Annotated in this window: 24 protein-coding genes and 1 riboswitch; of the genes, 18 read left to right on the top strand and 6 right to left on the bottom strand. The window is 76.0% G+C overall.

The features are described 5' to 3' along the window. Positions 1-16 precede the first annotated feature (16 nt). From BMW27_RS03390 to BMW27_RS03380, 3 genes are all read left to right on the top strand, one after another. Positions 17-1,171: a CaiB/BaiF CoA transferase family protein gene (locus BMW27_RS03390; RefSeq protein WP_091439806.1), complete on the top strand. Its 1,155-nt coding sequence runs from the start codon at positions 17-19 to the stop codon at positions 1,169-1,171. Positions 1,172-1,180: 9 nt separating this feature from the next. After that, positions 1,181-1,942, top strand: coding sequence for a crotonase/enoyl-CoA hydratase family protein (locus BMW27_RS03385; RefSeq protein ID WP_091439037.1), 762 nt, complete (start codon positions 1,181-1,183; stop codon positions 1,940-1,942). Between the two features lie 236 nt (positions 1,943-2,178). Next, positions 2,179-2,778, top strand: a complete 600-nt coding sequence (locus BMW27_RS03380) for a YceI family protein (RefSeq protein ID WP_091439034.1) — start codon at positions 2,179-2,181, stop codon at positions 2,776-2,778. Between the two features lie 27 nt (positions 2,779-2,805). On the opposite strand, the gene BMW27_RS03375 is transcribed toward BMW27_RS03380, so the two are convergent. Then, positions 2,806-3,105, bottom strand: a complete 300-nt coding sequence (locus tag BMW27_RS03375; RefSeq protein WP_175486333.1) for a cupin domain-containing protein — start codon at positions 3,103-3,105, stop codon at positions 2,806-2,808. 226 nt (positions 3,106-3,331) lie between these two features. Further along, positions 3,332-3,444: riboswitch (SAM riboswitch) on the top strand. Between the two features lie 43 nt (positions 3,445-3,487). Next, positions 3,488-4,414 (bottom strand): glycoside hydrolase family protein, encoded by a 927-nt coding sequence (locus BMW27_RS03370; protein WP_091439031.1) that lies wholly within the window; start codon positions 4,412-4,414, stop codon positions 3,488-3,490. Positions 4,415-4,482: 68 nt separating this feature from the next. Between BMW27_RS03370 and BMW27_RS03365 the strand changes: the two genes are divergently transcribed. The 11 genes from BMW27_RS03365 (at position 4,483) to ngg (ending at position 15,952) form a co-directional block, all read left to right on the top strand. After that, a complete protein-coding gene (locus BMW27_RS03365) occupies positions 4,483-5,457 on the top strand; it encodes a sulfotransferase (RefSeq protein ID WP_091439028.1) in 975 nt (324 codons plus the stop codon). Between the two features lie 23 nt (positions 5,458-5,480). Beyond that, positions 5,481-6,857, top strand: a complete 1,377-nt coding sequence (gene chrA, locus BMW27_RS03360; RefSeq protein WP_245743276.1) for a chromate efflux transporter — start codon at positions 5,481-5,483, stop codon at positions 6,855-6,857. A 5-nt stretch (positions 6,858-6,862) separates the two neighbouring features. Then, positions 6,863-7,213, top strand: coding sequence for a DUF1905 domain-containing protein (locus tag BMW27_RS03355; protein WP_245743275.1), 351 nt, complete (start codon positions 6,863-6,865; stop codon positions 7,211-7,213). Positions 7,214-7,398: 185 nt separating this feature from the next. After that, the gene (locus BMW27_RS03350; protein WP_245743274.1) at positions 7,399-8,976 is read left to right on the top strand and encodes a PP2C family protein-serine/threonine phosphatase; all 1,578 of its coding nucleotides are present in this window, start codon (positions 7,399-7,401) and stop codon (positions 8,974-8,976) included. A 110-nt stretch (positions 8,977-9,086) separates the two neighbouring features. After that, positions 9,087-10,373 (top strand): S8 family serine peptidase, encoded by a 1,287-nt coding sequence (locus tag BMW27_RS03345; protein ID WP_091439023.1) that lies wholly within the window; start codon positions 9,087-9,089, stop codon positions 10,371-10,373. 38 nt (positions 10,374-10,411) lie between these two features. Then, the gene (locus BMW27_RS03340) at positions 10,412-10,645 is read left to right on the top strand and encodes a ketohydroxyglutarate aldolase (RefSeq protein ID WP_139206817.1); all 234 of its coding nucleotides are present in this window, start codon (positions 10,412-10,414) and stop codon (positions 10,643-10,645) included. A gap of 64 nt (positions 10,646-10,709) precedes the next feature. Next, positions 10,710-11,051, top strand: coding sequence for an STAS domain-containing protein (locus tag BMW27_RS03335; protein WP_139206816.1), 342 nt, complete (start codon positions 10,710-10,712; stop codon positions 11,049-11,051). Positions 11,052-11,129: 78 nt separating this feature from the next. Beyond that, complete coding sequence (locus BMW27_RS03330) at positions 11,130-11,918, top strand: NAD(P)-dependent oxidoreductase (RefSeq protein ID WP_091439011.1); 789 nt, start codon at positions 11,130-11,132, stop codon at positions 11,916-11,918. Between the two features lie 140 nt (positions 11,919-12,058). After that, the gene (locus BMW27_RS03325) at positions 12,059-13,087 is read left to right on the top strand and encodes an ATP-dependent 6-phosphofructokinase (RefSeq protein WP_091439007.1); all 1,029 of its coding nucleotides are present in this window, start codon (positions 12,059-12,061) and stop codon (positions 13,085-13,087) included. 106 nt (positions 13,088-13,193) lie between these two features. Beyond that, positions 13,194-13,904, top strand: coding sequence for a dienelactone hydrolase family protein (locus BMW27_RS03320; RefSeq protein ID WP_091439004.1), 711 nt, complete (start codon positions 13,194-13,196; stop codon positions 13,902-13,904). A gap of 299 nt (positions 13,905-14,203) precedes the next feature. Continuing rightward, entirely contained in the window at positions 14,204-15,952 is a 1,749-nt protein-coding gene (gene ngg, locus BMW27_RS03315) for an N-acetylglutaminylglutamine synthetase (RefSeq protein WP_245743273.1), read from the top strand. 117 nt (positions 15,953-16,069) lie between these two features. Here ngg and BMW27_RS03310 read toward each other — a convergent pair whose 3' ends face one another. Next, a complete protein-coding gene (locus tag BMW27_RS03310; protein ID WP_281244740.1) occupies positions 16,070-17,866 on the bottom strand; it encodes a sugar phosphate isomerase/epimerase and 4-hydroxyphenylpyruvate domain-containing protein in 1,797 nt (598 codons plus the stop codon). A gap of 127 nt (positions 17,867-17,993) precedes the next feature. Further along, the gene (locus BMW27_RS03305; RefSeq protein WP_091438997.1) at positions 17,994-18,872 is read right to left on the bottom strand and encodes a shikimate dehydrogenase; all 879 of its coding nucleotides are present in this window, start codon (positions 18,870-18,872) and stop codon (positions 17,994-17,996) included. 242 nt (positions 18,873-19,114) lie between these two features. Here BMW27_RS03305 and BMW27_RS03300 point away from each other — a divergent pair, with 242 nt between their 5' ends. Together BMW27_RS03300 and BMW27_RS03290 are read left to right on the top strand one after the other, a co-directional pair. Beyond that, the gene (locus BMW27_RS03300; RefSeq protein WP_091438994.1) at positions 19,115-20,506 is read left to right on the top strand and encodes an MFS transporter; all 1,392 of its coding nucleotides are present in this window, start codon (positions 19,115-19,117) and stop codon (positions 20,504-20,506) included. A 301-nt stretch (positions 20,507-20,807) separates the two neighbouring features. After that, positions 20,808-21,494, top strand: coding sequence for a TetR/AcrR family transcriptional regulator (locus tag BMW27_RS03290; RefSeq protein ID WP_217638023.1), 687 nt, complete (start codon positions 20,808-20,810; stop codon positions 21,492-21,494). 23 nt (positions 21,495-21,517) lie between these two features. On the opposite strand, the gene BMW27_RS23215 is transcribed toward BMW27_RS03290, so the two are convergent. Together BMW27_RS23215 and BMW27_RS03280 are read right to left on the bottom strand one after the other, a co-directional pair. Next, positions 21,518-21,859, bottom strand: a complete 342-nt coding sequence (locus BMW27_RS23215; RefSeq protein WP_175486331.1) for a VOC family protein — start codon at positions 21,857-21,859, stop codon at positions 21,518-21,520. Positions 21,860-22,167: 308 nt separating this feature from the next. Continuing rightward, the gene (locus BMW27_RS03280; RefSeq protein ID WP_091439790.1) at positions 22,168-22,515 is read right to left on the bottom strand and encodes a UBP-type zinc finger domain-containing protein; all 348 of its coding nucleotides are present in this window, start codon (positions 22,513-22,515) and stop codon (positions 22,168-22,170) included. Between the two features lie 86 nt (positions 22,516-22,601). Between BMW27_RS03280 and BMW27_RS03275 the strand changes: the two genes are divergently transcribed. Further along, the gene (locus BMW27_RS03275) at positions 22,602-22,970 is read left to right on the top strand and encodes a thioredoxin family protein (protein ID WP_091438989.1); all 369 of its coding nucleotides are present in this window, start codon (positions 22,602-22,604) and stop codon (positions 22,968-22,970) included. Between the two features lie 112 nt (positions 22,971-23,082). Further along, complete coding sequence (locus BMW27_RS03270) at positions 23,083-24,741, top strand: NAD(P)/FAD-dependent oxidoreductase (RefSeq protein WP_091438986.1); 1,659 nt, start codon at positions 23,083-23,085, stop codon at positions 24,739-24,741. The last annotated feature ends 8 nt before the right edge of the window (positions 24,742-24,749 follow it).

Below are 24,749 nucleotides of genomic sequence, written 5' to 3'. Positions count from 1 at the left end.
TGCTAGGTTGGCGGCCGTGCTGCCGCCCTCCGGCCCCCTGGCGGGGATCCGCGTCGTCGAGCTGGCCGGCCTGGGGCCCGTGCCCTACGCCTGCCTGCTGCTGGCCGAGCTGGGCGCCGACGTCGTCCGCGTGGACCGTCCCGGCGGCGGCACGCAGCTGGTGCCACCGGAGCGGGACGCGCTGAACCGCAGCCGCCCGTCGGTGGCCGTCGACCTCAAGAGCCCGGCCGGCCGCGACGTCGTCCTCCGCCTGGTGGAGAGCGCCGACGTGCTGGTCGAGGGGCTGCGGCCCGGGGTCACCGAGCGGCTCGGCGTCGGCCCGGACGAGTGCTGGGCCCGCAACCCGCGGCTGGTGTACGCGCGGATGACCGGCTGGGGCCAGGACGGCCCGCTCGCCGACCGCGCGGGGCACGACATCAACTACCTGGGCCTGACCGGCGCGCTGCACGCCATCGGGACGGCGGAGGCGCCGGTCCCGCCGCTCAACGCCGTCGCCGACTTCGGCGGCGGCGCGCTGTTCCTCGTCGTCGGCGTGCTCGCCGCGCTGCTCGAGCGGCAGATCAGCGGGCGCGGCCAGGTGGTCGACGCGGCCATGGTGGACGGCGCCAGCTCGCTGGTCACGATGGTCTACGGCCTGCTCGGCGCCGGCCGCTGGCAGGACCGCCGGGCGGCCAACCTGCTCGACGGCGCCGCGCCGTTCTACGGCACCTACGCCTGCGCCGACGGCCGGCACGTCGCCGTCGGCGCCATCGAGCCGCAGTTCCACGCGCAGCTGCTCGCGGGGCTGGGCCTCGACCCCGACGCGCACGGCGGCCAGCTCGACGTCGCCCGCTGGCCGGAGCAGCGCGAGCGGATCGCCGCCGCCTTCGCCACCCGCACCCGCGACGAGTGGGCCGAGGCCTTCGCCGGCACCGACGCCTGCGTGACGCCGGTCCTCGGGCTGACCGAGGCGCCGTCGCACCCCCACCTGGCCGCCCGCGGCACCTTCGCCGACCGCGGCGGCCACCCGGAGCCCGCGCCGGCGCCGCGCTTCTCGCGCACCCCGGGTGCGGTGCGCGGGGAGCCGCGCGCGCCCGGCCAGGACACCCGCACGGCGCTGGCCGGGTGGGGCTTCGGCGAGGACGAGGTGACCGGCCTGCTGGAGGCCGGCGCCGTGGTCCAGGCGGACTGAGGAGGTTCGGTGGACGAGGTGCTGGTGGAGCGGCGGAACGGCGTCCTGCTCGTCACGATCGACCGGCCGGAGGCCAGGAACGCGCTCAACCGGACCGTCGCGGAGACGGTGGCCGCGGCGGTCGACGAGCTGGACGCCGACGACGAGCTGCGGGTCGGCGTCCTCACCGGCGCCGGCGGCACCTTCTCCGCCGGCATGGACCTCAAGGCGTTCCTGCGCGGGGAGAGCCCGGCCATCGAGGGCCGCGGGCTGTGCGGCATCACCCAGACCCCGCCCCGCAAGCCGCTGATCGCCGCCGTCGAGGGCTGGGCGCTCGCCGGCGGCTTCGAGCTGGTCCTCGCCTGCGACCTCGTGGTGGCCGCCGAGACCGCGCGCTTCGGGGTGCCGGAGGTGAAGCGGTCGCTCGTCGCCGCGGGCGGCGGTGCGCTGCTGCTGCCGACGCGGGTGCCGGCCAACGTGGCGATGGAGATGCTGCTCACCGGTGACCCGATCGACGCCCGGCGGGCCGCGGAGGTCGGCCTGGTCAACCGGGTGACCCCCGAGGGCGGCGCGCTGGACGGCGCGCTGGCGCTGGCCGCGACCGTCGCGGCGAACGGCCCGCTCGCGCTGGCCGCGACCAAGGCCGTGGTCCGCGGGAGCGCGGACTGGACGACCACGGAGGGGTGGGCGCGGCAGGCCGACCTGGTCGCCCCGGTCTTCGCCAGCGAGGACGCCCGGGAGGGTGCCGCCGCCTTCGCCGAGAAGCGCCGACCCGTCTGGCGCGGTCGCTGAGGGGCGTGCGTCCGCGCGCACGGGCGACTCCGGGTCCCGGGCCGGCGCCGTCGGGGACGACCGCCGCGGCAGGGAGCCGGGCAACCTCGTGGGACCCGATCGCCCGCCTCCCCGGGCCCGTCGCACGGTCCGGCCGGGGCCGCGACCTGCGCAACGGACCGGTGCGGGGACCCTGACGTGTCCCCCCGGGACGGGATCAGCCAGGATGGAGCGCGTGCAGGGGGAGGAGGGCCACCGTGGGCAAGCACCGGGCATCTGACGCTGACCCCACCGACTTCGACGCCGCCACCAGCGCGCTCGTCGACGTCACCGGGGACTACGAGGTCGACGTCGCGCACACGCGCATCGGGATCCGTGCCCGGCACGCCATGGTGACCACCGTGCGCGGGTCGTTCGGCGACTTCGCCGGGACGGCGCACCTCGACGTCGCCGATCCGGCGGCCAGCTCGGTGGCGCTGCGCATCCGGACCGCCAGCATCGACACCGGCCAGGCCGACCGCGACGCGCACCTGCGCTCCGCGGACTTCCTCGACGTGGAGATGTACCCCGAGATCGTCTTCGTCTCCACCGACGTGGAGCAGGTCGACGAGGAGACCTACACGGTCACCGGTGACCTCACCATCCGGGAGACCACCCGGCCGGTGTCGGTGGACTTCACGCTGACCGGCTCGGCCAAGGACCCGTTCGGCAACACGCGGGTCGGCTTCGAGGGCGCGCTGGCGATCAAGCGCAGCGACTGGGGGCTGACCTGGAACACGCCCCTGGACACCGGCGGCGTGCTGGTCAGCGACCGCATCCAGATCGAGTTCGACGTCTCCGCCGTCCGCGTCTCCTGAGGGCGGCACCCCTTCCGGCAGGGGCCCTCACCAGTCGACGCCGGCCTCCTCGGTGCCGGTGCGCACCAGCCCCCGCCCCTGGACGCGGTAGGTGTTCATGACGGTCAGCCGCGGCGTGCCGCGCACGACGGCGGAGGCGCCGGCCGAGCCGCCGTGGTCGTGCAGGCCGGTGCCCTGGCCGGGCAGCCAGGGCAGCAGCCACACCTGGGCGTGCGACAGGTCCTCGTGCAGAGACGGGTCCAGGCATCGGCGGCGGCGTCGCGGGGGAGCAGCGCGCTCCAGCGGCTCCCGGCGCAGGGCGGCAGGGGACGGCAGGGACCGGGGCACGACGGGGTCTCCTCGGGGAGTCGGCCCGGCCACGGGGATCGGCGGCCGGCAGGGCGGGGGCGCCGTCAGCGACAGGCGGCGGACCGGACCCGGCCGAGGTCGACGTGCACGCGCCGGACCAGCCGCGGCAGCGCGGCGGGGACGGTCGGGACGGCGGGCACGGGTCAATGCCTACCACGTCGGTCGGGTTTGACGGCATTCGGAACGGCGTGCCAGGCTCCCGGCAGGTCATGAGCGCCAGCGCGGAGCCCCGGCTCGCTGGCCGGCAACCCTCCTCCGCGATGGGGTGCCCCGGGTGACGACCAGGCGGGCACCGACCGGTGCCGGCAAGCGCGGGCTCCCGGTACCCGGGCCCCGGACGCGAGGAGACCCCGTGCCGCGGTCAGCCGTCCAGCAGCACCGTGCGCAGCTCGTGGGCGCCGTCGGCCCGGGTGGCCTCGTAGAACCAGCGGGCACCGCCCCCTGGCAGCGGCACGACGTCGGCGTAGCGCAGCCCGTGCGGCGGGTGCGGGCTCTGCAGCAGCGGCCCGTCGCCGGCCGCGGCGAACCGGCCGTCGCCGACGGCCGTGGCCAGCCCGGTGCGCTCCTCCCAGTTCTCCCCGGCCGTGGCGCGCCCGTCGTAGAGGGCCCAGGTCCGGTCGCCGTCCAGGACCACGGTGGCGAACCGGACGCCGCGGGCGTCCCAGCTCCCCGGCGTGCCGGCCAGCGCGGTGCCCTGCCAGGTCCAGACGGTGCCGTCGGGGCTGGTGGCGTGCTCGGTGGTCATCCGGTCGGTGGCCTCCGGTTCGTCCAGCGGGTGCACCGAGGCCCAGAGGTGCCACTGCCGACCGTCGTGCCGGACGACCGGGTCCTTGACCGCCGCGAGGTCGCTGCCCGGCAGCACCGTCCGCGGCTCGGCCCTCGCCAGACCCTCGACGTCGTCGGCCTCGAGCAGGTCCACCCGCCAGTGCTTCGTGCCCGGCGTCGCGCAGCTGACGTAGAGCCGCCACCGCCCCTCGAGGGTGTGCACGAGGGCCGGGCGCTCGAGCGACTCGGCGCCGAAGCGGTCCTTGCCGACCGCGACCACCGGGGCGAACCGCACCCCGTCGTCGGACCGCGACACCACGTTGGCGAACCCGCGGCCCTCGCCGACCGGGCGGCGCAGCCGGGCGGCCAGCCACCACGTCCCGTCGACCAGCTGCACCGACGGGCCGCCGGCCCAGGAGCCCGGCCGCGGGTCCTCCGGTTCCAGCACCACCGCGGCGTCGGCCCAGAAGCGGTCGGCGACCGGCGGACGGGCCAGGGACGTCGGGACGGGGTGGCTGGGCACGCGGCGGCTCCACGGTCGACCGGAGGGGACGCCGCCCAGTCTGCACACCACCGAGGAGGGACCACCCCGTGACCGGACGCCTGCCCCAGTTCGTCGTCGCCGGCGCCCCCAAGGCCGGGACGACGGCGCTGCACGCCGCGCTGGCCACCCACCCCGGCCTGTACCTCTCGCCGGTCAAGGAGCCCAAGTTCTACCTGACCGACGGCCGCCCGCCGCCCCGGTCGCAGCAGCGCGGGCCCGGCGACGCGCACAGCGCCCGGGAGTGGATCTGGCGGCGGCAGGACTACCTCGCGCTGTTCACCGCCGCCCCGGAGGACGCCGTGCGCGGCGAGAGCACGCCGTTCTACCTCCACGACCGCGCCGCCCAGGCCCGGCTGGCCGCCGACGTCCCGGACGTCCGGGTCGTCGCCGTCGTCCGGGACCCGGTGGACCGGGCGTGGTCGAACTGGGTGCACCTGCGCGCCGACGGCCTGGAGCCCGAGGCGGACTTCCTCGCCGCCGTCCGGCAGGAGGAGCGGCGGGTCGCCGACGGGTGGGCGCCGTTCTGGCACTACCGCGGCCTGGGCCGCTACGGGGAGCAGTTGCGGGACCTGTACCGGCACGTGCCCCGGGAGCGGGTCCTGCTGCTGCGCTACCGGCAGGTGGTCGACAGCCCGCGGGAGACCCTCGACCGGGTCAGCGCCTTCCTCGGCGTGGCACCCGGCGTCGCGCACGCGGTCCCCCCGGAGAACGTGAAGCCGTACGTCGCCGACGGGCCGCGCCACCGCGCGCTGTCCCGGCTGGTCCGCGCCGGCGCGGCCCTGGGCGCGTACGCCCCGCCGCAGGTGTGGCGGCAGGTGAGCCGCCCGCTCGTCGCCGCGCTGCACGCAGGGCGAGCTCCCCGGCCCGCGATGCCGGTCGAGGTCCGGCGCGAGGTGCTCGAGCCGCTGCTGCCCGACATCGAGCAGCTCGAGGAGCTGACCGGCGAGTCCTTCGCCGACTGGAAGGGCGACACCGGCCGCGGCGACTTCCGCTCCCGGTCGGCCGGGAGCGAGGCCCGGTGACCGCGCCGCGGGACGATGCCGCCGTGGCACGACCCCGTCCCGGCGAACAGGACGTCGTGCCGTTCCGCACGGCGGTGCGGGCCTGGTTCCTCATCTCGCTGCAGACCTTCGGCGGCCCGGCCGGGCAGATCGCGGTCATGCAGCGCACGCTCGTCGACGAGCACCGCTGGATCGGCCAGCGCCGGTTCCTGCACGCCATGAACTACTGCATGCTGCTGCCCGGCCCGGAGGCCCAGCAGCTGGCCACCTACGTCGGCTGGCTGCTGCACGGCACCCGCGGCGGGCTGGTGGCCGGAGGGCTGTTCGTGCTCCCCGGGGTCGTGGCCCTGCTGGTGCTCTCCGCGGTCTACGTGGCATTCGGCGACACCACCGCCGTCCTCGCGGTGTTCGCCGGCCTCGCCCCCGCGGTGCTGGCGATCGTCGCCCAGGCCGTCCAGCGGGTCGCGAAGCGGGCACTGAACAGCCGGGCACTGGTCGCGATCGCGGTCGCCGCATTCCTCGCCCTGGCGCTGTTCGGCGTCCCGTTCCCGGTGGTGGTGGCACTGGCCGGCGTCGCCGGCTGGGCACTGGGCCGCTGGCGCCCGACCGCCGTGCCGCAGAAGGCGGCGGCCGCAGCGGGGGACGACGGCCTACCACCGGTCATCAGCGACGACGTCCTGCACTCCGAGCCGCCGACCGCGCGCCGGACGCTGCGGGTGCTGCTCGTCGGACTGCTGGGGTGGGCCGTGCCGGTGGCCGCGGTCGCGCTGCTGACCGGCGCCGGCAGCGTCTTCACCCAGCAGGGACTGTTCTTCTCCGGTGCCGCGGTGGTCACCTTCGGCGGCGCCTACGCCGTGCTGGCCTACGTGGCTCAGCAGGCGGTGGAGACCTACGGCTGGCTGGGGCCGCGGGAGATGGTGCGCGGGCTGGCGCTGGCCGAGACCACGCCCGGACCGCTGATCATGGTGGTGCAGTTCGTCGCCTTCCTCGGCGCGTACCGCGACCCGGGCACGCTCGACCCCTGGGTCGCCGCCGTCCTGGCCTCGCTGCTCGTCACCTGGGTGACCTTCGTGCCGAGCTTCCTGTTCGTGCTGCTGGGTGCCCCCTACATGGAGCGGCTGCGCGGCAACCGGTCGCTGTCGGCGGCGCTGACCGGCATCACCGCGGCGGTGGTCGGCGTGATCGCCAACCTGGGGGTCTACTTCGCCGTCCACACGCTGTTCTCCGGGACCGTCGACGTCGACCGGGGTCCGCTGTCCCTGGAGCTGCCCGACCCGACGGCGCTGCGGCCGGTGCCGCTGGCGCTCGCCGTCGTGGCCGCGGTGCTGCTGTTCCGGCTGCGCTGGTCGGTGCTGCGGACCCTCGGCGTCTGCGCGCTGCTGGGGCTCGCCGCGGGGCTGGCCGGACTCCCCGTGGGGTGACGCCGATGAGTCCGGACGCCGCGCGCGGTCTGCAGGGCATGACCACCACGCCTCACCGACCCGTCAGCCGGCCCCGGCGCAGCGGCCCGCTGGACACCGCGTTCACCGCGCTCCTGCAGCGCAGCCCGGCACCGGGCGGCTGGACCTACGTGCAGATGCCCGGCTCCGCGGAGTTCTTCGGCACCCGCGGGCTGGTGAAGGTGCGCGGCACCATCGACGGCCACCCCTTCCGCAGCTCCTTCATGGCCCTGGGCGACGGCACGCACAAGCTGCCGGTGGCCGCGGAGGTCCGGCAGGCCATCGGCAAGGAGGCCGGGGAGCCGGTGGCCGTGCACCTCGTGGAGCGCCTGGGCTGACCCGTGCAGCTCCGGGAGCCGCCGGGGGTGCTGGCGTAGATTCCCCCGTCGAGGCCCGTTGCGGTCGATCGGAGCGTGGGGACGACGTGAGGGATGGCGGACTGCGCGCAGCGCTCCTCCCGGAGGGGCGGGCCGCTGATCCGCGGCGGTCCGCCGTCGCGGTCTTCGACGGAGACTGGACGCTGGTGTCGGTCGACCAGGCCGCCGCGGACCTGCTCGGTCGCCGGCGCGAGGAGCTGGCCGGCCGCAACATCTGGATCGCGCTGCCCGAGCTCGCCGGCACGATCTTCCACAGCTTCCTGCTGCACGCCCGCAGCGTCGGCGACCGGGTGACCTGGCGCGGCTTCTACCCGCCGGCGGGCTGCTGGCTGGACGCCACCGCGCACCGGGTCGACGACCGCCTGCACGTCGCCCTGAGGCGCAGCGCCGGCCCGGCGCCCGAGGGCGTGCTCGACCCCCCGGCCGGCGCGGCCGAGGACGACCGGCTGCGCTACCTCGCCGAGGTCAGCGAGTCGATGGTCAGCACCCTGGACCCGGACGAGTCGGTGGCCACGCTGGTCGACCTCGTCGTCCCGCGGCTGTGCGACTGGGCCGTCGTGACCGTGCTGGGGGACGACGGCGCCCCCGCCGACGAGGGCTGGGGCCACCGCGACCCGGCCCGGGCGGCCGACCTCGACCTCTACCTGAGCCGGAGGGTGCGCGCCGCGGCGGACGACAATCCGATGGTGACCGCGCTGCTCACCGGCGAGCCGATCCACCTGCCGGTGATCGACCCGGCGATGGTCGAGCCGGCCATCGGCGGCGACGAGGAGGTCCGTGCGGCCTGGGAACGGCTGGACGCGGGCTCGATCACCGTCGTCCCGCTGCGGGCCCGGGCGGAGACCTTCGGCGTCCTCGGGCTGGTCAACGGCTCGGCCCGGCCCCCGCACAGCGAGATGGAGATCGCCACGGCGGTGGAGGTGGCCCGCCGCGCCTCGCTGGCCATCGACAACGCCCGGCTCTACGGCCGCCAGCTCGCCGTCGCCGAGACCCTGCAGCGCAGCCTGCTGACCCCGCCGCCGCAGCCCGACGACCTGGAGATCGCCGTCCGCTACCTGCCGGCGTCGAGCACGCTGCACGTCGGCGGTGACTGGTACGACGCCTTCCAGCAGCCCGACGGCGCGACGCTGCTGGTGATCGGCGACGTCGTGGGCCACAACGTCGACGCGGCCGCGGCGATGGGGCAGGTGCGCAGCATCCTGCGGGGCATCGCCTACGACCGGCAGGAGGAGCCGGCGCGGGTGCTCACCCGGGTCGACGCCGCGCTCACCGGTCTGCGGATCGGCACCCTGGCGACCGCGCTGATCGCGCGCATCGAGCAGCCGGGCGAGCTGGCCGGCAGCGGACGGCGGGTGCTGCGCTGGTCCTCGGCCGGGCACCTGCCACCGCTGCTGCTGCGCGGCGACGGCCGGGTGGAGCTGCTGGCGAGCGAGCCGCAGACGCTGCTGGGCGCGGAGTCGACCGGTCCCCGGACCGACGCGGTGGCCGAGGTCGGCCCCGGCGACACGCTGCTGTTCTACACCGACGGGCTGGTCGAGCAGGGCCGCACCGGCATCGACGAGGGCACCGACCGGCTGGTGGCCGCGGTCCGCGAGCTGGGTGCGGTCCCGGTGCACCGGCTGTGCGACGCGCTGATCGAGCGGATCGTCGGGCGCCAGCCGGAGGACGACGTCGCGGTCGTCGCCGTCCGCTGCTCCGCCCAGGGCGGTGCCCCCGCCGGCTGAGCGAGGCCGCGGGGGAGCCCTCGGCTGCTCAGGGTGCGGACGGGGTGGCAGCGCGTCACGATGGGTCGCGGCACCGGGCGTCCGGGCCGGGTCCCGACGAGGAGGCAGCCGTGATCGGACGACCGACGACCCGGAGGGGTCCGGGGGTGGGCCGTCCCGGTGTCCCCCCGCCGACGACGACCGGGCGGTCCGTGGTGGTCTTCGCCGACCCCGACGAGGACGGCGCGGCCACGCTGCGCCGGCTGGCCGGGCTCTCGGACGTCGCCGACTCCCGCGACGCCGAGCCGGGGGACGCCGACGCGCGGGCGCTGCGGCAGGCCGACGCGGTCGTCTTCCCCGGGCTCGGGCTGGCCGTGGCCGCCGTCGACCCCCGGCGACTGGCCGGCGACGGGGCGGTGCTCGCCGTCACCCCCGAACTGGTCCACCACGTCCTGCCGGAGGTCCCCGAGGGCTACCTCGCCGGGTACCGGGACGGCGTCACCGACCTCGCCGGGCGGCTGATCGACCTGCCCGGGGACACCGCCGGGCCCACCACCCCGCCCTTCGCCGACACCCCGGAGTACACCTGGGGCCTGCAGGCCACCGAGGTGCCGGCCTCGCCGCGCACCGGCCGCGGCATCCGGGTGGCCGTGCTCGACACCGGCGTCGACCTCACCCACCCGGACCTCGCCGGCCGCGCGGTCACCGCCACCTCGTTCGTCGCCGGCCAGTCGCCGCAGGACGGGCACGGTCACGGCACGCACTGCGTCGGCACCGCCTGCGGACCGCGCACCCCGCAGGGGACGCGCGGCTACGGCGTCGCCCCCGACGCGGAGGTCTTCGTCGGGAAGGTGCTCAGCGACGAGGGCTCGGGCACCGACGCCGAGATCCTCGCCGGCATCGCCTGGGCGGTGCGCAACGGCTGCCAGGTGATCTCGATGTCGCTGGGCGCCGACGTCGCCGAGGTCAGCCCGGCCTACACGGCGGCGGGCCGGCGGGCCCTGAACCAGGGGTCGCTGATCGTGGCCGCCGCGGGCAACAACGCCGACCGGGAGAACGGGGACGCCGGCTTCGTCGGCGTGCCGGCCAACAGCCCGGAGGTCCTGGCCGTCGGCGCGCTGGACCCCGCCCTCGCGGTCGCCCGGTTCTCCGCCCGCAGCGGCGCCGTCCCCGGCGGGCAGGTCGACCTGGCCGCGCCCGGGGTGGACGTGTACTCGTCCTGGCCGCTGCCGGACTGCTACACCACGATCAGCGGCACCAGCATGGCGACGCCGCACGTCGCCGGCCTGGCCGCGTTGTGGGCCGAGGAGACCGGACTGCGGGGGCGGGAGCTCTGGCAGACCCTGACCGGGGCCGCGCGGCGGCTGACCGCCCCCTCGGTGGACGTGGGCTCGGGGCTGCCGCTCGCGCCGCGGTGAGCCACCCCGGCGGCGCCACCCGGGGCTACCGTTCCCCCGTGACCGCTGTGATCGTCACCGTCGACGACGCGCACCTCGCCCAGCTGGACGCGGTCGCCGAGGCGCTGCGCCGGCACGGTCTGCAGGTCGAGCAGGTGCTCTCCGAGGTGGGCCTGATCGCCGGGCAGCTGCCCGCCGGGCGGGCGCTCGGGGAGCTGCGGGTCGAGGGCGTGGCCGCGGTCGAGGAGGCCCGCACCGTCCGGCTGCCCCCGCCGGACGCGCCGGTCCAGTAGCCGCCCGGTGCGGGGCCCCGCGACGCGGTTGTCGCGCCGGGCACCCGCCGTCAGAGTGGGGGGCGTGCACCGCCTGAGCTCCGGGTCCGAGCCGCCGAGCGGGGCCTTCCGGGTGGTGCACGAGGACGCCGGCCCGGTGCTGCACCTGCTCGGCGACGTCGACGAGCCCCTGGTCGGGCGGATGCGCGCCGAGGGCGTGGACGAGCGCGCGCTGGTCGCGGTGCACGTCGCCTCGGTGGGCTACATCGACTCGGCCGGCCTGTCGCTGCTGGTGCGCTGGGCGCAGTCCGCGGCGCGCGACGGCCGGCCGGCGGTCCTGCGGTCCGCCTCGCCGCGGTTCCGCAAGGTGCTCGACCTCGCCGGCATCTCGGTGCTCTTCACCCTCGAGGACGACGGCGGGGCCTGACCGGCCCGCACGCCCGCGGGCGGCCCGCCCTACAGTCCGCGAGGACGGCCCGCCGGGGGCCGGGGGAGGTGGGCGACCGTGGACCGAGCGCCGGTCATCGCGCTGCTGGGGCTGGGGGAGGCCGGATCGGAGATCGCCCGCGACCTGCTCGCCGCGGGCGCCGACGTGCGCGGGTACGACCCGCGGGTGCGCCCGCCGCCCGGGGTGCTGCCGCGGGCCGACGAGGCCGCCGCGGTGGCCGACGCCGACCTGGTGCTCAGCGTGAACAGCGCCGCCGACGCTCCCGTCGCGCTGCGCAACGCCCTCCCCGGCCTGCGCCCGGGCACCGTGTGGGCCGACCTCAACACCGCCGCGCCGAGCGTCAAGCGGGACCTGGCCGCGGCCGTGGCCGGCCGGGGCGTGCCGGTGGCCGACGTGGCGCTGCTGGCCACGGTCCCCGGGCGGGGGCTGCGCACCCCGATGCTGGCCTCCGGGGACGGTGCCCGGTCCTACGCCGAGGTGCTGGCCGGCTTCGGCGTGACCGTCGACCTGCTGGACGGTCCGCCCGGCGCGGCCATCTCCCGCAAGCTGCTGCGCAGCGTCTTCTGGAAGGGCGTGGCCGCCGCCGTGGTGGAGGCGGTGGAGGGCGCGGAGGCGGCCGGGGTCGCGGACTGGCTGCGCGGCGACATCGGCGCCGAGCTGGACCGCTTCACCGCGACCGACGTCGAGACCTTCGTCGCCGGGTCGCACCTGCACGCCCGCCGCCGGTCGGCGGAGATGGCCGCGGCCGCCGAGCAGCTGCGCGACCTCGGCGTGCCGCCGCGGGTCGCGGAGGCCGCCCGGGACCAGCTCGCCGCCCTGGTCGAGCGGGCGGCCGAGCCCGGCTGAGCGCCCTCCCGGCGCGACCGCCGAGGAGGGCGACGGGCGTGATCTCCGCCCTCCCGGTCGGGACACCGACGTGTCGTCGTGTCGTCATGTCGTCATGACGTATGGTCGTGCACTCCGCCACGACCTGAGGAGCTGCCCCGGTGCGCATCGGGATCCTGACCGGCGGGGGCGACTGCCCCGGCCTCAACGCCGTCATCCGATCGGTGGTCCGCACCGCGACGACCCAGTACGGCAGCTCGGTGATCGGTTTCCGCGACGGCTGGCGCGGCCTGCTCGAGGACCGGACCACGCCGCTGGACGTCCCCGCCGTCGACGGCCTGCTGACCCGCGGCGGGACGACGCTGGGCTCGGCCCGGGTGGCGCCGGAGAAGCTGCACGCGGGGCTCGGCGACATGACGGCCGTGCTGGCCGAGCACGGCGTCGACGTGCTCGTCCCGATCGGCGGCGAGGGCACGCTCACCGCGGCGCACCTGCTGTCGGAGGCCGGCGTCCCGGTGGTGGGGATCCCCAAGACCATCGACAACGACATCGACTGCACCGACCTGACCTTCGGGTTCGACACCGCGGTCAGCATCGCCACGGAGATGATCGACCGGCTGCACACCACCGCCGAGTCGCACCAGCGGGTGCTGCTCGTGGAGGTCATGGGCCGGCACGCCGGGTGGATCGCGCTGCACGCGGGCCTGGCCGCCGGCGCGCACCTGACCCTGGTGCCGGAGGAGCCCTTCGACGTCGCCGAGGTGGCGAAGATCGTCGAGGACCGCTTCGCCCGGGGCGACTCGCACGTCATCGGCGTCGTCGCCGAGGGCGCCTCCCCGCTGCCCGGCACGATGCTCGTCCGCGACGGCGGCGTCGACGAGTACGGCCACAAGCGGTTCACCGGCGTGGCGCAGCAGCTCGGCGAGGAGCTGGAGCGGCGCACCGGCAAGGAGGTGCGCACCACCGTGCTCGGCCACGTGCAGCGCGGCGGCACGCCGACCTCCTTCGACCGGGTGCTGGCCACCCGGTTCGGCCTGCACGCCACCGTCGCCGCGCACGAGGGCAGCGTCGGCCGGATGGTGGCGCTGCGCGGCACGGAGATCGAGCTGGTGCCGCTGGCCGACGCCGTCGCCCGGCTGAAGACGGTGACGCCGTCCCGGCTCGCGGAGACCCTCGCCTTCACCGGCTGACCGAGGACCCCCGCCCCCGCCGCTCCCGGGCTCGGACCCTGCTCCAGGCCGGCCCGCTGGGTAGCGTCCGGGGCGCCCACCCGGCCGACGACGACGGGAGCCGCCCGTGCCCGAGACGACCGTCCCCGGCGGGGCGAGCACCCCGCAGCTGCGCGCCCACCTCGCCGTGCCGCCCGTGTCGGAGGGACCCTGGCCGGGCGTGGTGGTGGTGCACGAGGCCTTCGGGCTGAACGACGACACCCGCGAGCAGGCCGACCGGCTCGCCGCCGCGGGCTACCTCGCCGTCGCGCCCGACCTGTTCAGCGCCGGCGGTGCCGTGCGCTGCCTGAAGCGCACCTTCGGCGACCTGCTGCGCCGGGAGGGTGCGGCGTTCGGGGACCTGGAGGCGGCCCGCGGCTGGCTGGCCGGCCGCCCGGACTGCACCGGCCGGGTCGGTGTCCTGGGCTTCTGCATGGGCGGCGGCTTCGCGCTGCTGGGCGCCACCCGCGGGTTCGACGTCGCGGCGCCCAACTACGGGTTCGTCCCCAGGGACGCCGAGCGGCTGCTGGCCGGCGCCTGCCCGGTGGTCGCCAGCTACGGCCGCAGGGACCCGGCCCTCCGCGGGGCGGGGCACCGGCTGGAGCGGGCGCTGACCGGCAACGGCGTGCCCAACGACGTCCGCGAGTACCCCGACGCCGGGCACTCGTTCATGAACCGGCACGACAGCGGGCCGTTCGCCGTCCTGGAGCGGGTGGCCGGCCTCAGCCACCACCACCCCTCGGCGGAGGACGCCTGGGGGCGCATCCTGCGCTTCTTCGAGACGCACCTGCGGGCCTGAGGCGCCGCCCGGCGGGTCGCGGCGACGGCTCCCGGGCGCGGGGATCCCGGCGCCCCGTGTGTTACGGACGTGTTTCGGAAGGGCCGGGAGTGGGCAGGGCTGCTCGACCCGGTCTGGTGGAGCACGCCGCCATGGTGCCGGAGGACCGCTCCTCGCGATCGGCGCGCAGCGCAGTTCCGGCCGTGCACCCGTGGGCACGCGGTCGCACCCCCCGAGGGATGGCCCCCCATGCACGGAGCCACGATCCTGTCCGGCTCCCGGCCCAGCCGGCGCCCGACCCCCGGCGGTGCCCGGTGGTGATGCGGCCCCCGATCCGCCGCCGGTCCCCGCTGTCGGCCGCCAGCCCGCTCACCGGCGTCCCCTGGCAGCCGCCGTCGGAGCACCAGCTGCGCGGGATGCGGCCCGGCGTGGCGCTCGACCTGGGCTGGGGGCGGCTGGTCTTCGGGCAGACCTTCGCCGACCTCCGGGGCATCGTCGACGTGCTGCGCGACGAGGCCGACGGCCGCCGGGACATCTGCATCTACCCGCGGGACCCCCAGGTGCTGGTCGGGCTGGCGCCGGACGAGCTCTTCGTCGACCCGAGCTACACCTTCCGGCTCGACCTGCACTGCTACCGCCCGCGGCGCGAGCTCATCGAGGGCGTCTTCGTCCGGACGGTGTCCAGCCCGGCCGACGTCCGCGAGCTCGAGCTGATCCACGACCGCGCCGGCATGGTGCCCGCCGACCCGGTGACCACCTGGCGCAACCAGCGCACCCGCACCGTCACCCACCTGGTCGCCGAGGACCGCCGGACCGGTGGGGTGGTCGGGACGGTCACCGGGGTCGACCACGTGCTGGCGTTCGGCGACCCCGAGGGCGGCAGCAGCCTGTGGTGCCTCGCCGTCGACCCGCAGAGCGCGCCGCCGAGGACGGGGGAGGCGCTGGTGCGGGTGCTGGCGGAGCGGTACGCCGCGCGCGGGCGCGCCTACCTGGACCTGTCGGTGCTGCACGACAACACCGGCGCCATCGCGCTGTACCGCAAGCTGGGGTTCCGGCAGGTGTCGGCGGTCGTGGTCAAGCGGAAGAACTCGATCAACGCACCGCTGTTCGTGGGCGGCCCGCCCGGTCTCGACGACCTCAACCCCTACGCCCGGATCCTCGCCGACGAGGCGCTGCGCCGGGGCGTCCGCGTGGAGGTCACCGACGTCGCGTCCGGCGAGATGCGGTTGAGCCTCGGCGGGCGCAGCGTGCTGACCCGGGAGAGCCTCTCGGAGCTGACCACCGCGGTCGCGATGAGCCGGTGCGACGACAAGCGGGTCACCCGGCGCGTGGTGCAGGGCGTCGGGGTCCGCGTGGCCCGCGGCGCCGAGGTGCCCGGCGGGGACCTCACCGCCGCCCTGGCGCTGCTCGACGAGGTGGGGCAGGTGGTGGTCAAGCCGGCCCGCGGCGAGCAGGGCCGGGGCATCACGGTGGGGGTGCAGGACCCCGCCGCCCTGCGGCGCGCGGTCGACGTGGCCCTGCGGCACTGCCCCGACGTCCTGGTCGAGGAGCTGGTGGCGGGGGAGGATCTGCGGGTCGTCGTCATCGACCACGAGGTGGTGGCCGCGGCCGTCCGCCGGCCCGCCGAGGTCGTCGGCGACGGCCACCGGGACGTCACCGCGCTGGTCCGCGAGACCAGCCGCCGGCGCGAGCGGGCCACCGGCGGTGAGTCGCGCATCCCGCTGGACGAGGTCACCGCCGCGGTGGTGGCCGAGTCCGGCTACGCGATGGGTGACGTCCCGCCGTCGGGGGAGCGCCTCCGCGTCCGGCGGACGGCGAACCTGCACACCGGCGGCACGATCCAGGACGTCACCGCGCGGCTGCACCCGGAGGTCGCGGAGGCCGCCGTCCGGGCCAGCCGGGCCATCGACATCCCGGTCACCGGCCTGGACTTCATCGTCCCGGACGTCGACGGGCCCGAGCACGTGTTCATCGAGGCCAACGAGCGGCCGGGGCTGGCCAACCACGAGCCGCGGCCGACGGCGCAGCGCTTCGTCGACCTGCTGTTCCCGGAGACCCGCCGCCGCTGAGGGAGGACCGCTGCTCCCCACCGCTGGCAGGCTCGCGCCTGGCCCCGTCCGGAGGCCCGCCGCGAGCTCGCGAACGGTGAGGAGGACGGGGTCCTGCTCCCTGCACGGGGGTCTGCCTCAGCGCGGCGGGACCAGGGCCGCCTGCCGCCGGCGGCGGTGGGCGGCCATGCGCACCGGGGCGTCGGCGGTGCCGTAGCCGTCGTAGCCGTCCAGGCGCTGCACCACCTCGAAGAAGACCCGGTCGCCGAGCACCTCGGTGGCCAGGTGCAGGTAGCCGCCGGCGCCGTCCTCCTCGTACATGAGGCCGTGCTCCCGGATCGCGGCCAGGACGTCGGCGGGCAGGTCGAAGCGGGCCTCGAGGTCGGCGGCGTAGTTGGCCGGCAGCGGCAGCAGCGGCGCCCCGGCCTCGTGCAGGACGCGGGCGGTGGCGACCAGGTCGTCCGTGGCCAGGGCGACGTACTGCGGCTCGGGCACGCCGGGCGCCCAGCCGCCGCGGCGCAGCGTCGCGGCCGAGAGCGCCAGCCGGACCGACCGGTCGGGGTCGGTGACGGCCCGGGTGCGCACCAGCCCGAACGGCGCGGCGGTCTCGACGACCTCCTGCGCCTCGAGGCCCAGCACCGCCCGGTAGAACAGCCCCGCCTCGTCGAAGGAGTCGAACGGCTGGGTCAACCCCACGTGGTCCACTCCGGTGATCCCGGCTCCGGGGCCCGCCTGCTGCCCGGTGGGCAGGAAGTCGGCGGGCCAGCCGTCGGGGACGGTGCGGGTGAAGAAGACCTGCGTGCCATCGGGCGCGGCCACGGCCGACAGCTCCGCCTCGGCGGCGCCGCGGGTGCGGGGGAGGACCGGGGCGCTCATCGCCTCCGCCCGGGCGGCCGAGCGGCCGGGGTCGGCGCTCTCGAGGCCGAGCGCGGCGACCGAGGCGACGCCGGTCGCGGCCGGGCGGACCACCGAGGCGTTGAGCAGCACCCGCGCCCCGCCCTGCTCCCACAGCTGCACCGGCTTGGAGCGGTGCTGGCCGGTGTGGGTGAAGCCGAGCGCGGCGAGCACCTCGGCCGCCCGCGGCCCGGAGACCCCGTCGACCCCGAGCTCGGTGAACGACCAGCCCGACAGCGCCGGCGCGGCCGGGGGCGGGACCAGACCGGACGCCGGGTCGCGCACCGCGAGCGCCTCCTCCAGCCACTGCAGCGAGCGCATCGCGTCCACCGCCGTCCGGGCCGGGTCGGCCTGCCGGTAGACGTCGTTGAAGACCTCCAGCGACAGCGGCCCGGCGTAGCCGGTGGCGAGCACGGCGGCGACGAAGCCAGGCAGGTCGAAGGCGCCCTGGCCGGGGAAGAGGCGGTGGTGGCGGCTCCACTGCAGCACGTCCATGGCCAGCCGCGGCGCGTCGGCCAGCTGCAGGAAGAACAGCTTCCCCCCGGGGACGTCGGCGAAGCCGGCCGGGTCACCACCGCGGGAGAGCACGTGGAAGCTGTCCAGGCACAGCCCGAGGGCGGCGGAGTCCGCGCGCCGGACGGCGTCCCACGACCGCTCCCAGGTCGAGACGTGCCGGCCCCAGGCCAGCGCCTCGTAGGCGATCCGCAGGCCGCGCTCCCCGGCGCGGGCGGCGGCGGTGGCCAGCTGCCCGGCCAGCCGGTCGGCGTCGTCGACGGCGTCCGGTGCGACCGAGGAGCAGACCAGCACGGTGTCGACGCCGAGCTGCGCCATCACGTCGAACTTGTGCTCGGCCCGGCGCAGGTTGCGGGCGAAGCGGTCGTCATCGGTGGAGTCGAGGTCCCGGAACGGCTGGTAGAGGTCGATCGACAGGCCCAGGTCCGCGCAGCGGGCGGCCAGCTCGGCGGGGGACCAGGGGGAGGCGACCAGGTCCGGCTCGAACACCTCGATGCCGTCGAACCCGGCGGCGGCCGCTGCGGCGATCTTGTCCTCGAGCGTGCCGGAGAGGCAGACCGTGGCGATCGCCCGATGGCGAGGGGCGCGGGTGGCGGCCCCGTCCAGAGGCTCGCCGCGAGCTCGCGAGCGGTGAGGAGGACGGGGTCCTTCTCCTTCACCGGACACGGACGTCGCTGACCAGCGTGGTGAAGTGGGTCAGCATCCGCTCGGCGTCGGGCTCGATGCCGGTGAAGAGCCGGAAGGCGTCGACGGCCTGGAACACCGCCATGCCGCCGCCGTCCAGCACCCGGCAGCCCAGCTCCCGGGCGGTGCGCACCAGCGCGGTCTCCAGCGGCCGGTAGACGATGTCGGCCACCCACAGCCCGGGGCGCAGCAGGCCGGCGTCCAGCGGCAACCCGGGGTGGGCGGCCATGCCGGTGGGGGTGGCGTGCACCAGCCCGTCGGCGCGTTCCAGCGCCGCCGGCAGCGTGCCGAGGTCGCCGCCCTCGGCGCGGTCGGCGCCGAAGCGCCCGCCCAGCGAGGCGGCGAGCTCACCGGCCCGCCGGCCGTCCACGTCCAGGACGGTCAGCCGGCGGGTGCCCAGGGTGAGCAGCGCGTGCGCGACCGCGGCCCCGGCGCCTCCGGCGCCGAGCAGCACCACCCGGTCCAGCGGGGCCTCGGGCAGCCCCCGGTCGAAAGCCCGCGCGAAGCCGGACCAGTCGGTGTTGTGCCCGACCGCCCGCCCGTCGCGCAGCACGACGGTGTTCACCGCACCGAGGGCCGCGGCGTCGGGGGAGAGCTCGTCGAGGTGCTCGAGGACCAGCTGCTTGCAGGGGTGGGTGACGTTGAGCCCGTCGTAGCCGGCCAGCCGGGCGGCGGCGAGGACCTCGCCGACCGCCGACGCCGGTCTCTGCAGCCGGTCGAGGTCCAGGCGCCGGTAGAGGTAGCGCAGGCCCAGCTCGTCGGCCTCGCGTTCGTGCAGCGGTGGGGACAGCGAGGGGCCGATGCCGCTGCCGACCAGACCGATCAGGAATCCCTGCGCGCCGTCCGCCACGGGACCGCCCCCCTTATGTACCAACTGGTGAGTTGATGTGCAGCAGACCACATCCCGCCGTCCCGCACCAGCCTCCACCAGCGGACGACGACCGTCTGCGAGCCGGGGCTTGTGCTCCACGCCACGCTAATGTACCAATTAGTTCATTGCGGACGTGGTGTCGGTCACTGCGCTCGCTCTCCGCACCGAGCACCGCCGTCCCCGCGCCAGCCGGCGCACCCCCTTCCCTCCCAGGAGGACCGATGCGCGACCGAGTGGTCGAACCCCCCGGCTCGCACGAGCCCAGCGAGTTCCAGAAGACCCCCAGGAAGGCCGCGGCCAGCGGCTGGATGGGCAGCGCCCTGGAGTACTACGACTTCTTCATCTACGCCCAGGCCGCCGCCCTGGTGTTCCCGACGCTCTTCTTCCCGGAGTCCGACCCGCAGATCGGGATCATCATCTCGCTGGCCACCTTCGGGGTGGGCTACGTGGCCCGGCCGATCGGGGCGTTCGTCCTCGGCCACTGGGGTGACACCCGCGGCCGCAAGAACGTGCTGGTGCTGTGCATGCTGCTGATGGGCGTGTCCACGTTCCTCGTCGCGCTGCTGCCCACCTACCAGCAGGTCGGCCTGCTGGCTCCGGCGCTGCTGGTGGCGCTGCGACTGGTGCAGGGCTTCGCCGTGGGCGGGGAGATCTCCGGCGCCAGCGCGATGATCGTCGAGCACGCGCCCTTCGGCCGGCGCGGCTACTACGCCAGCTACACCCTGCAGGGCGTGCAGGCCGGGCAGATCCTCGCGGCCGCGGTGTTCCTGCCGCTGGCGGCGATCCTGCCCGAGGAGGCGTTCCAGTCCTGGGGTTGGCGGATCCCGTTCCTGCTGTCCGCCCTCGTGGTGGTCGCCGGCGTCATCATCCGACGCCGGGTCGACGAGACGCCGGTCTTCCAGGAGGAGGCCGTGCACGGCGAGGTGCCCAAGGCGCCGATCGTCCAGGCGGTCCGGGAGAGCGGCCCGGACATGCTCCGGGTGATCTGCATGGCGCTGATGAACGCCGTCCCGGTGGCGACCACCGTGTTCGGTGCCACCTACGCCACGCAGGAGGCGTACGGCATCGAGTTCAGCGCCGCCACCTACCTGTGGATCTCGGTGGTCGGCAACGCGGTCGCCGTGCTGCTGATCCCCTACGTCGGCAACCTGTCCGACCGCATCGGCCGGCGGCCCTGCATCATCGTCGGCGCCCTGGGCTCGACGGCGCTGTCCTTCGCCTATCTCTACGCGATCAGCCAGGGCTCCGTGGTCTGGGCCTTCGTGTTCGCCATCCTGATGTGGGGCGTCGTCTACCAGGGCTACAACGCGGTCTTCCCAGCCTTCTACCAGGAGCTGTTCCCCACCCGGACCCGCGTCACCGCCTTCGCGGTCTCGCAGAACCTGGGCACGATGATCACGGCGTTCCTGCCCACCGTGTACGCGATCATCGCCCCTGGCGACGCCAACGTGCCGCTGATCGTCGGCGGCATCACCTTCGGCATCGGGATCATCGCGGCGACGGCCGCCTGGTCGGCCCGGGAGACCCACCGGGTGCACATGGACGACCTGGGCCGCGACGACGCACCGATGGTGCCGCGCGAGGAGTACGAGCGCATCCGCGCCTCGCTCTGAGCGAGGACCCCCACCCGGTGGCCGGGCCGGCACTCGTCGGCCCGGCCACCGGCCTCTGCGTCCAGGGAGACGACGTGTCCGCAGCGCCCGGCGTCGCATCGCGGTGGCCGGCGTACTCCGCGGCCGTCGTCCGCGGGGAGGCGGAGCCCGTGTGCCGCGGCCGGGACCGGCCGGCGACCCTGCAGGTGGCCGGCGCCGTCTGCGAGTCGGCCGCCACGGGCCGATCGGTCGGCCTCCCGGGCGTCGCCACGGGCCGTCCTAGGCTCGGGGGGAGTCCACCGACGTGAAGAGGTCCGCACCCGTGTCGTCCGCCGCCCAGCAGCTGCCCGACGAGCCCGTCCCCTCGGTCGCGGCCGTGCCCGATCCGCCGCGGCAGCGGGACGCCGAGCGCACCCGGGCGGAGATCCTCGACGTGGCCACCCAGGAGTTCGCCGACCGGGGCTACGCCGGGGCGCGGGTCGACGAGATCGCCGCCAAGACCAGCACGACCAAGCGGATGATCTACTACTACTTCGGCGGCAAGGAGCAGCTCTACGTCGCCGTCCTGGAGCGGGCCTACAAGCGGATCCGCAGCCTCGAGCAGGGGCTCGACGTCGAGCACCTGGACCCGGTGCAGGCGGTGCGGGAGCTCGCCGGCCTCACCTTCGACCACCACGAGGCGCACCCGGAGTTCATCCGGCTGGTGAGCATCGAGAACATCCACCGAGCCGAGCACATCGCCCGTTCCGAGGCGCTGTCCGGGCTGGCCAACCCGGTGCTGGACGTCCTCGGCCGGATCCTCGAGCGCGGCTGGGACGCCGGGTTGTTCCGGGGCGACGTCGACGCCCTCGACGTGCACCAGGTGATCAGCTCGTTCTGCGTCTTCCGGACGGCGAACCGGCACACCTGGCGCGCCCTCTTCGGCCGGGACATGCTCGACGCCGAGCGGCGCGAGCACCAGCGCCGGATGCTCGGCGACCTCGTCGTCGCGCACCTCACCGCCCGCTGAGACCCGAGGTCCTGCGCGGCTCGTCAGGCGCCGGCGACCTCGATGAACGCGATCGTGTTCCCCTCCGGGTCGGTCGCGACGGCCTTGCGCGCGCCGTCGCCCTCGGCCCCGATGGGGCCGCAGCGGATGCCGCGCGTCCCCAGGTCGGTCACCGCGTCCTCCAGGTCGGGCACCTCGATGGCGACCAGGGCGCGACCGGCGCGGGTGGCGTCCTCGACGACGTAGAGCCAGCCGGTCCCGGCGACCTGCCACAGCACCTCGCGGTCGTGCGCCACGACGTCGGCGTCCCGGCCGAACAGCCGGCGGTACCACTCGGCCGCGCGAGGGAAGTCGGCGACCGCGACCCCCGCGAAGAGCGACTGCATCGACACAGGGGCACTGTGCCACCCCTCGGACCGGCCCGGCGGGGGTCCGAGGGGTGCCGGTGGAGCCGCTGGAAGCCGTCGAGCAGCAGGTCGAGTGCGAACTCGACCTCGACCTGGTCGTCGCAGCCACCGCCGACCGCCGACCCCTCGTCGTGGGATCCGGCCGTGGCCATCCCGACGAGGTGGGGTACCGCGCGGCGACCCGGCCGAGCGCCGCCGGCGGCCCGCGAGGCCGGTCCCGTCCATCCCCCCGCCGCGTCCGGCGGCTCCACCGGCGGCGGCCGAACGGGTCGGCTGAGCCGACGGACTCAGTGCAGCCGGGACCGCCAGTCGGCGGGCACCCGGCCGCGGGGGCCCGGCGCCGGCTGGTCGAGCGGGTGGTGCGCGGGGGGCGCGAGGTCGGGGCCGGCGACGACCTCGTCCCGGGTGAAGTCCCAGAACCAGCGCTCCCCGGGCTCGAAGCTGCGGATGACCGGGTGCCCGGTCTCGGCGGCGTGCCGGCGGGCGTGCTGCGACGGCGAGCTGTCGCAGCAGCCGACGTGCCCGCACGCGGCGCAGCGGCGCAGGTGGAACCACCACCCCCCGGTGGCGTCGCACTCCAGGCAGCCGGTCCCGCTGGGCGGTACCGAGGGGTCGATCGCAGCAGCAGCGTCCACGCCGGTCACGGTAGGGACGGGCACCGGCTCCCGGAAGCCGTCGCGCGGCCGGCGGGGCACACTCGGTCGGGGGGACGGAGGTCAGCATGGGGACGACGAGCCTCTCCGGGGAGGACTTCGCGGCCGCGACGCAGGCCGCGGGCATCGTGCTGGTCGACTTCCGCGACGCGGGGTCGGGCTCGAGCCGCGCGTTCGCGGAGGTCTTCGACGCCGCCGCCCACCGCCACCCCGACCTGCGGTTCCGAGCCGTCGACCTGCCCGCCGAGCCGGCGCTGGCGGCCGCGGTCGGCGTCGAGCGGGCGCCGAGCCTCATGGTCTTCCGCGACGGGGTGCCGGTGTTCGCCGAGCCGGGCTGGCTGCCCGAGGACTCCGTCGAGCTGCTCATCGCCACGATCCGCGGGCTCGACATGGTGGCGGTGCGCGAGACGTTCCCGGAGCCGGTCCACCGCGCCTGAGCCGGGCGAGGCTGTCGCACCGCTGCTCCGCCGGGCTAGCGTGGCGGTCACCCGGCAACGACGCCGTCCTCCCGCACCTCATCGGTCCGGCAGGGCCGGACAGGAGGCCGCCATGGGCCGACCCGTGCTGCTCACCGTCGACGACGACCCGCAGGTCTCCCGCGCCGTCGCCCGTGACCTGCGCCGGAAGTACGGCGACGCGTACCGGGTGCTGCGCGCCGGCTCCGGCGCCGAGGCCCTCGAGGCGCTCCGGGAGCTCAAGCTGCGTGGCGAGCCGGTGGCGATGCTGCTGGCCGACCACCGGATGCCGGAGATGAACGGCATCGAGTTCCTGGAGCGGGCGATGGACCTGGTCCCGCGGGCCCGCCGCGCGCTGCTCACCGCCTACGCCGACACCGACGCGGCCATCGCGGCCATCAACGACGTCGACGTCGACGCCTACCTGCTCAAGCCCTGGGACCCGCCCGAGGAGAAGCTCTACCGCACCGTCGACGCCATGCTGACCGCCTGGCACGAGACGCCCGACCCCGAGGTGCACGGCGTCAAGCTGGTCGGCCACCGCTGGTCGGCCCCGTCCTTCCGCGCCCGCGACCTGCTGGCCCGCAACGCCGTCCCGTACCGCTGGTTCAACGCCGACGAGCCGGACGGACAGCGGATCCTCGCTGCCGCCGGCGCCGGTCCGGACGACGTCCCCATCGTCGTCACCCCGGACGCGCGGGTGCTCCGGCACCCGGGCGAGGCCGAGCTCGCCGCCGTCGTCGGGCTGGCCGTCGACCCGCGGGAGGAGTTCTACGACCTGGTCGTGGTCGGCGGCGGGCCGGCCGGGTTGGGCGCCGCGGTCTACGGCGCGTCCGAGGGGCTGCGCACCGTGCTCGTCGAGCGGGAGGCCACCGGCGGGCAGGCCGGGCAGAGCAGCCGGATCGAGAACTACCTCGGCTTCCCCGACGGCGTCTCGGGCGGGCAGCTGGCCGACCGGGCCCGCCGCCAGGCGGTCAAGTTCGGCGCCGAGCTGCTGCTGGCCCGTGACGTCGTGACGCTCGAGGCGCACGGGCCCAAGCGGGTGCTCCACCTCGACGACGGCCGCCGCATCGCCGCGCACGCCGTCGTCCTGGCCACCGGCGTCTCCTACCGCAGCCTCGGTGTGGACGGCGTGGACGACCTGACCGGCCGCGGCGTGTACTACGGCTCGGCGATGACCGAGGCCGCCGAGTGCGCCGACAGCGACGTCTACATCGTGGGCGGGGCCAACTCCGCGGGCCAGGCGGCGGTGTTCTTCGCCCGGTACGCGCGCTCGGTGTGCCTGCTGGTCCGGGGGGCGTCGCTGGAGGCCTCCATGTCGGCCTACCTGGTCGAGCAGATCGCCGGCATCGGGTCGATCTCCGTCCGCACCTGCACCACCGTGGCCGGCGCGCAGGGCGACGGGCACCTCGAGGCCATCACCGTGGAGGACGCGCGGACCGGCGAGCGGGAGACGCTGCCGGCCAGCCACCTGTTCGTCTTCATCGGTGGTGAGCCGCGCACCGGCTGGCTGGACGGCGCGGTGGTCCGCGACGAGCGCGGCTTCATCCCCACCGGCCCGGCGCTGCTGCGCGAGGGGCGCCGTCCCGCCGGCTGGGACGTCGACCGCGACCCGTACCTGCTGGAGACCAGCCTGCCCGGGGTGTTCGTCGCCGGCGACGTGCGGGCGGACTCGGTGAAGCGGGTCGCCTCCGCCGTCGGCGAGGGCGCCATGGCGGTCACCCTCGTGCACCGGTACCTGGAGGAGAGATGACCGAGGTC

Source organism: Geodermatophilus poikilotrophus (assembly GCF_900111455.1).
GTDB lineage: Bacteria > Actinomycetota > Actinomycetes > Mycobacteriales > Geodermatophilaceae > Geodermatophilus > Geodermatophilus poikilotrophus.
This window is presented reverse-complemented; position numbering and strand designations above follow the sequence as displayed.

Excerpts from the sequence above, each read along its gene's own strand:
- BMW27_RS03300 (WP_091438994.1), top strand. The coding sequence starts at position 19,115 with ATGCGCGACCGAGTGGTCGAACCCCCCGGCTCGCACGAGCCCAGCGAG.
- BMW27_RS03275 (WP_091438989.1), top strand. The coding sequence starts at position 22,602 with ATGGGGACGACGAGCCTCTCCGGGGAGGACTTCGCGGCCGCGACGCAG.
- BMW27_RS23215 (WP_175486331.1), bottom strand. The coding sequence starts at position 21,859 with ATGCAGTCGCTCTTCGCGGGGGTCGCGGTCGCCGACTTCCCTCGCGCG.
- ngg (WP_245743273.1), top strand. The coding sequence starts at position 14,204 with ATGCGGCCCCCGATCCGCCGCCGGTCCCCGCTGTCGGCCGCCAGCCCG.
- BMW27_RS03270 (WP_091438986.1), top strand. The coding sequence starts at position 23,083 with ATGGGCCGACCCGTGCTGCTCACCGTCGACGACGACCCGCAGGTCTCC.
- BMW27_RS03355 (WP_245743275.1), top strand. The coding sequence starts at position 6,863 with ATGAGTCCGGACGCCGCGCGCGGTCTGCAGGGCATGACCACCACGCCT.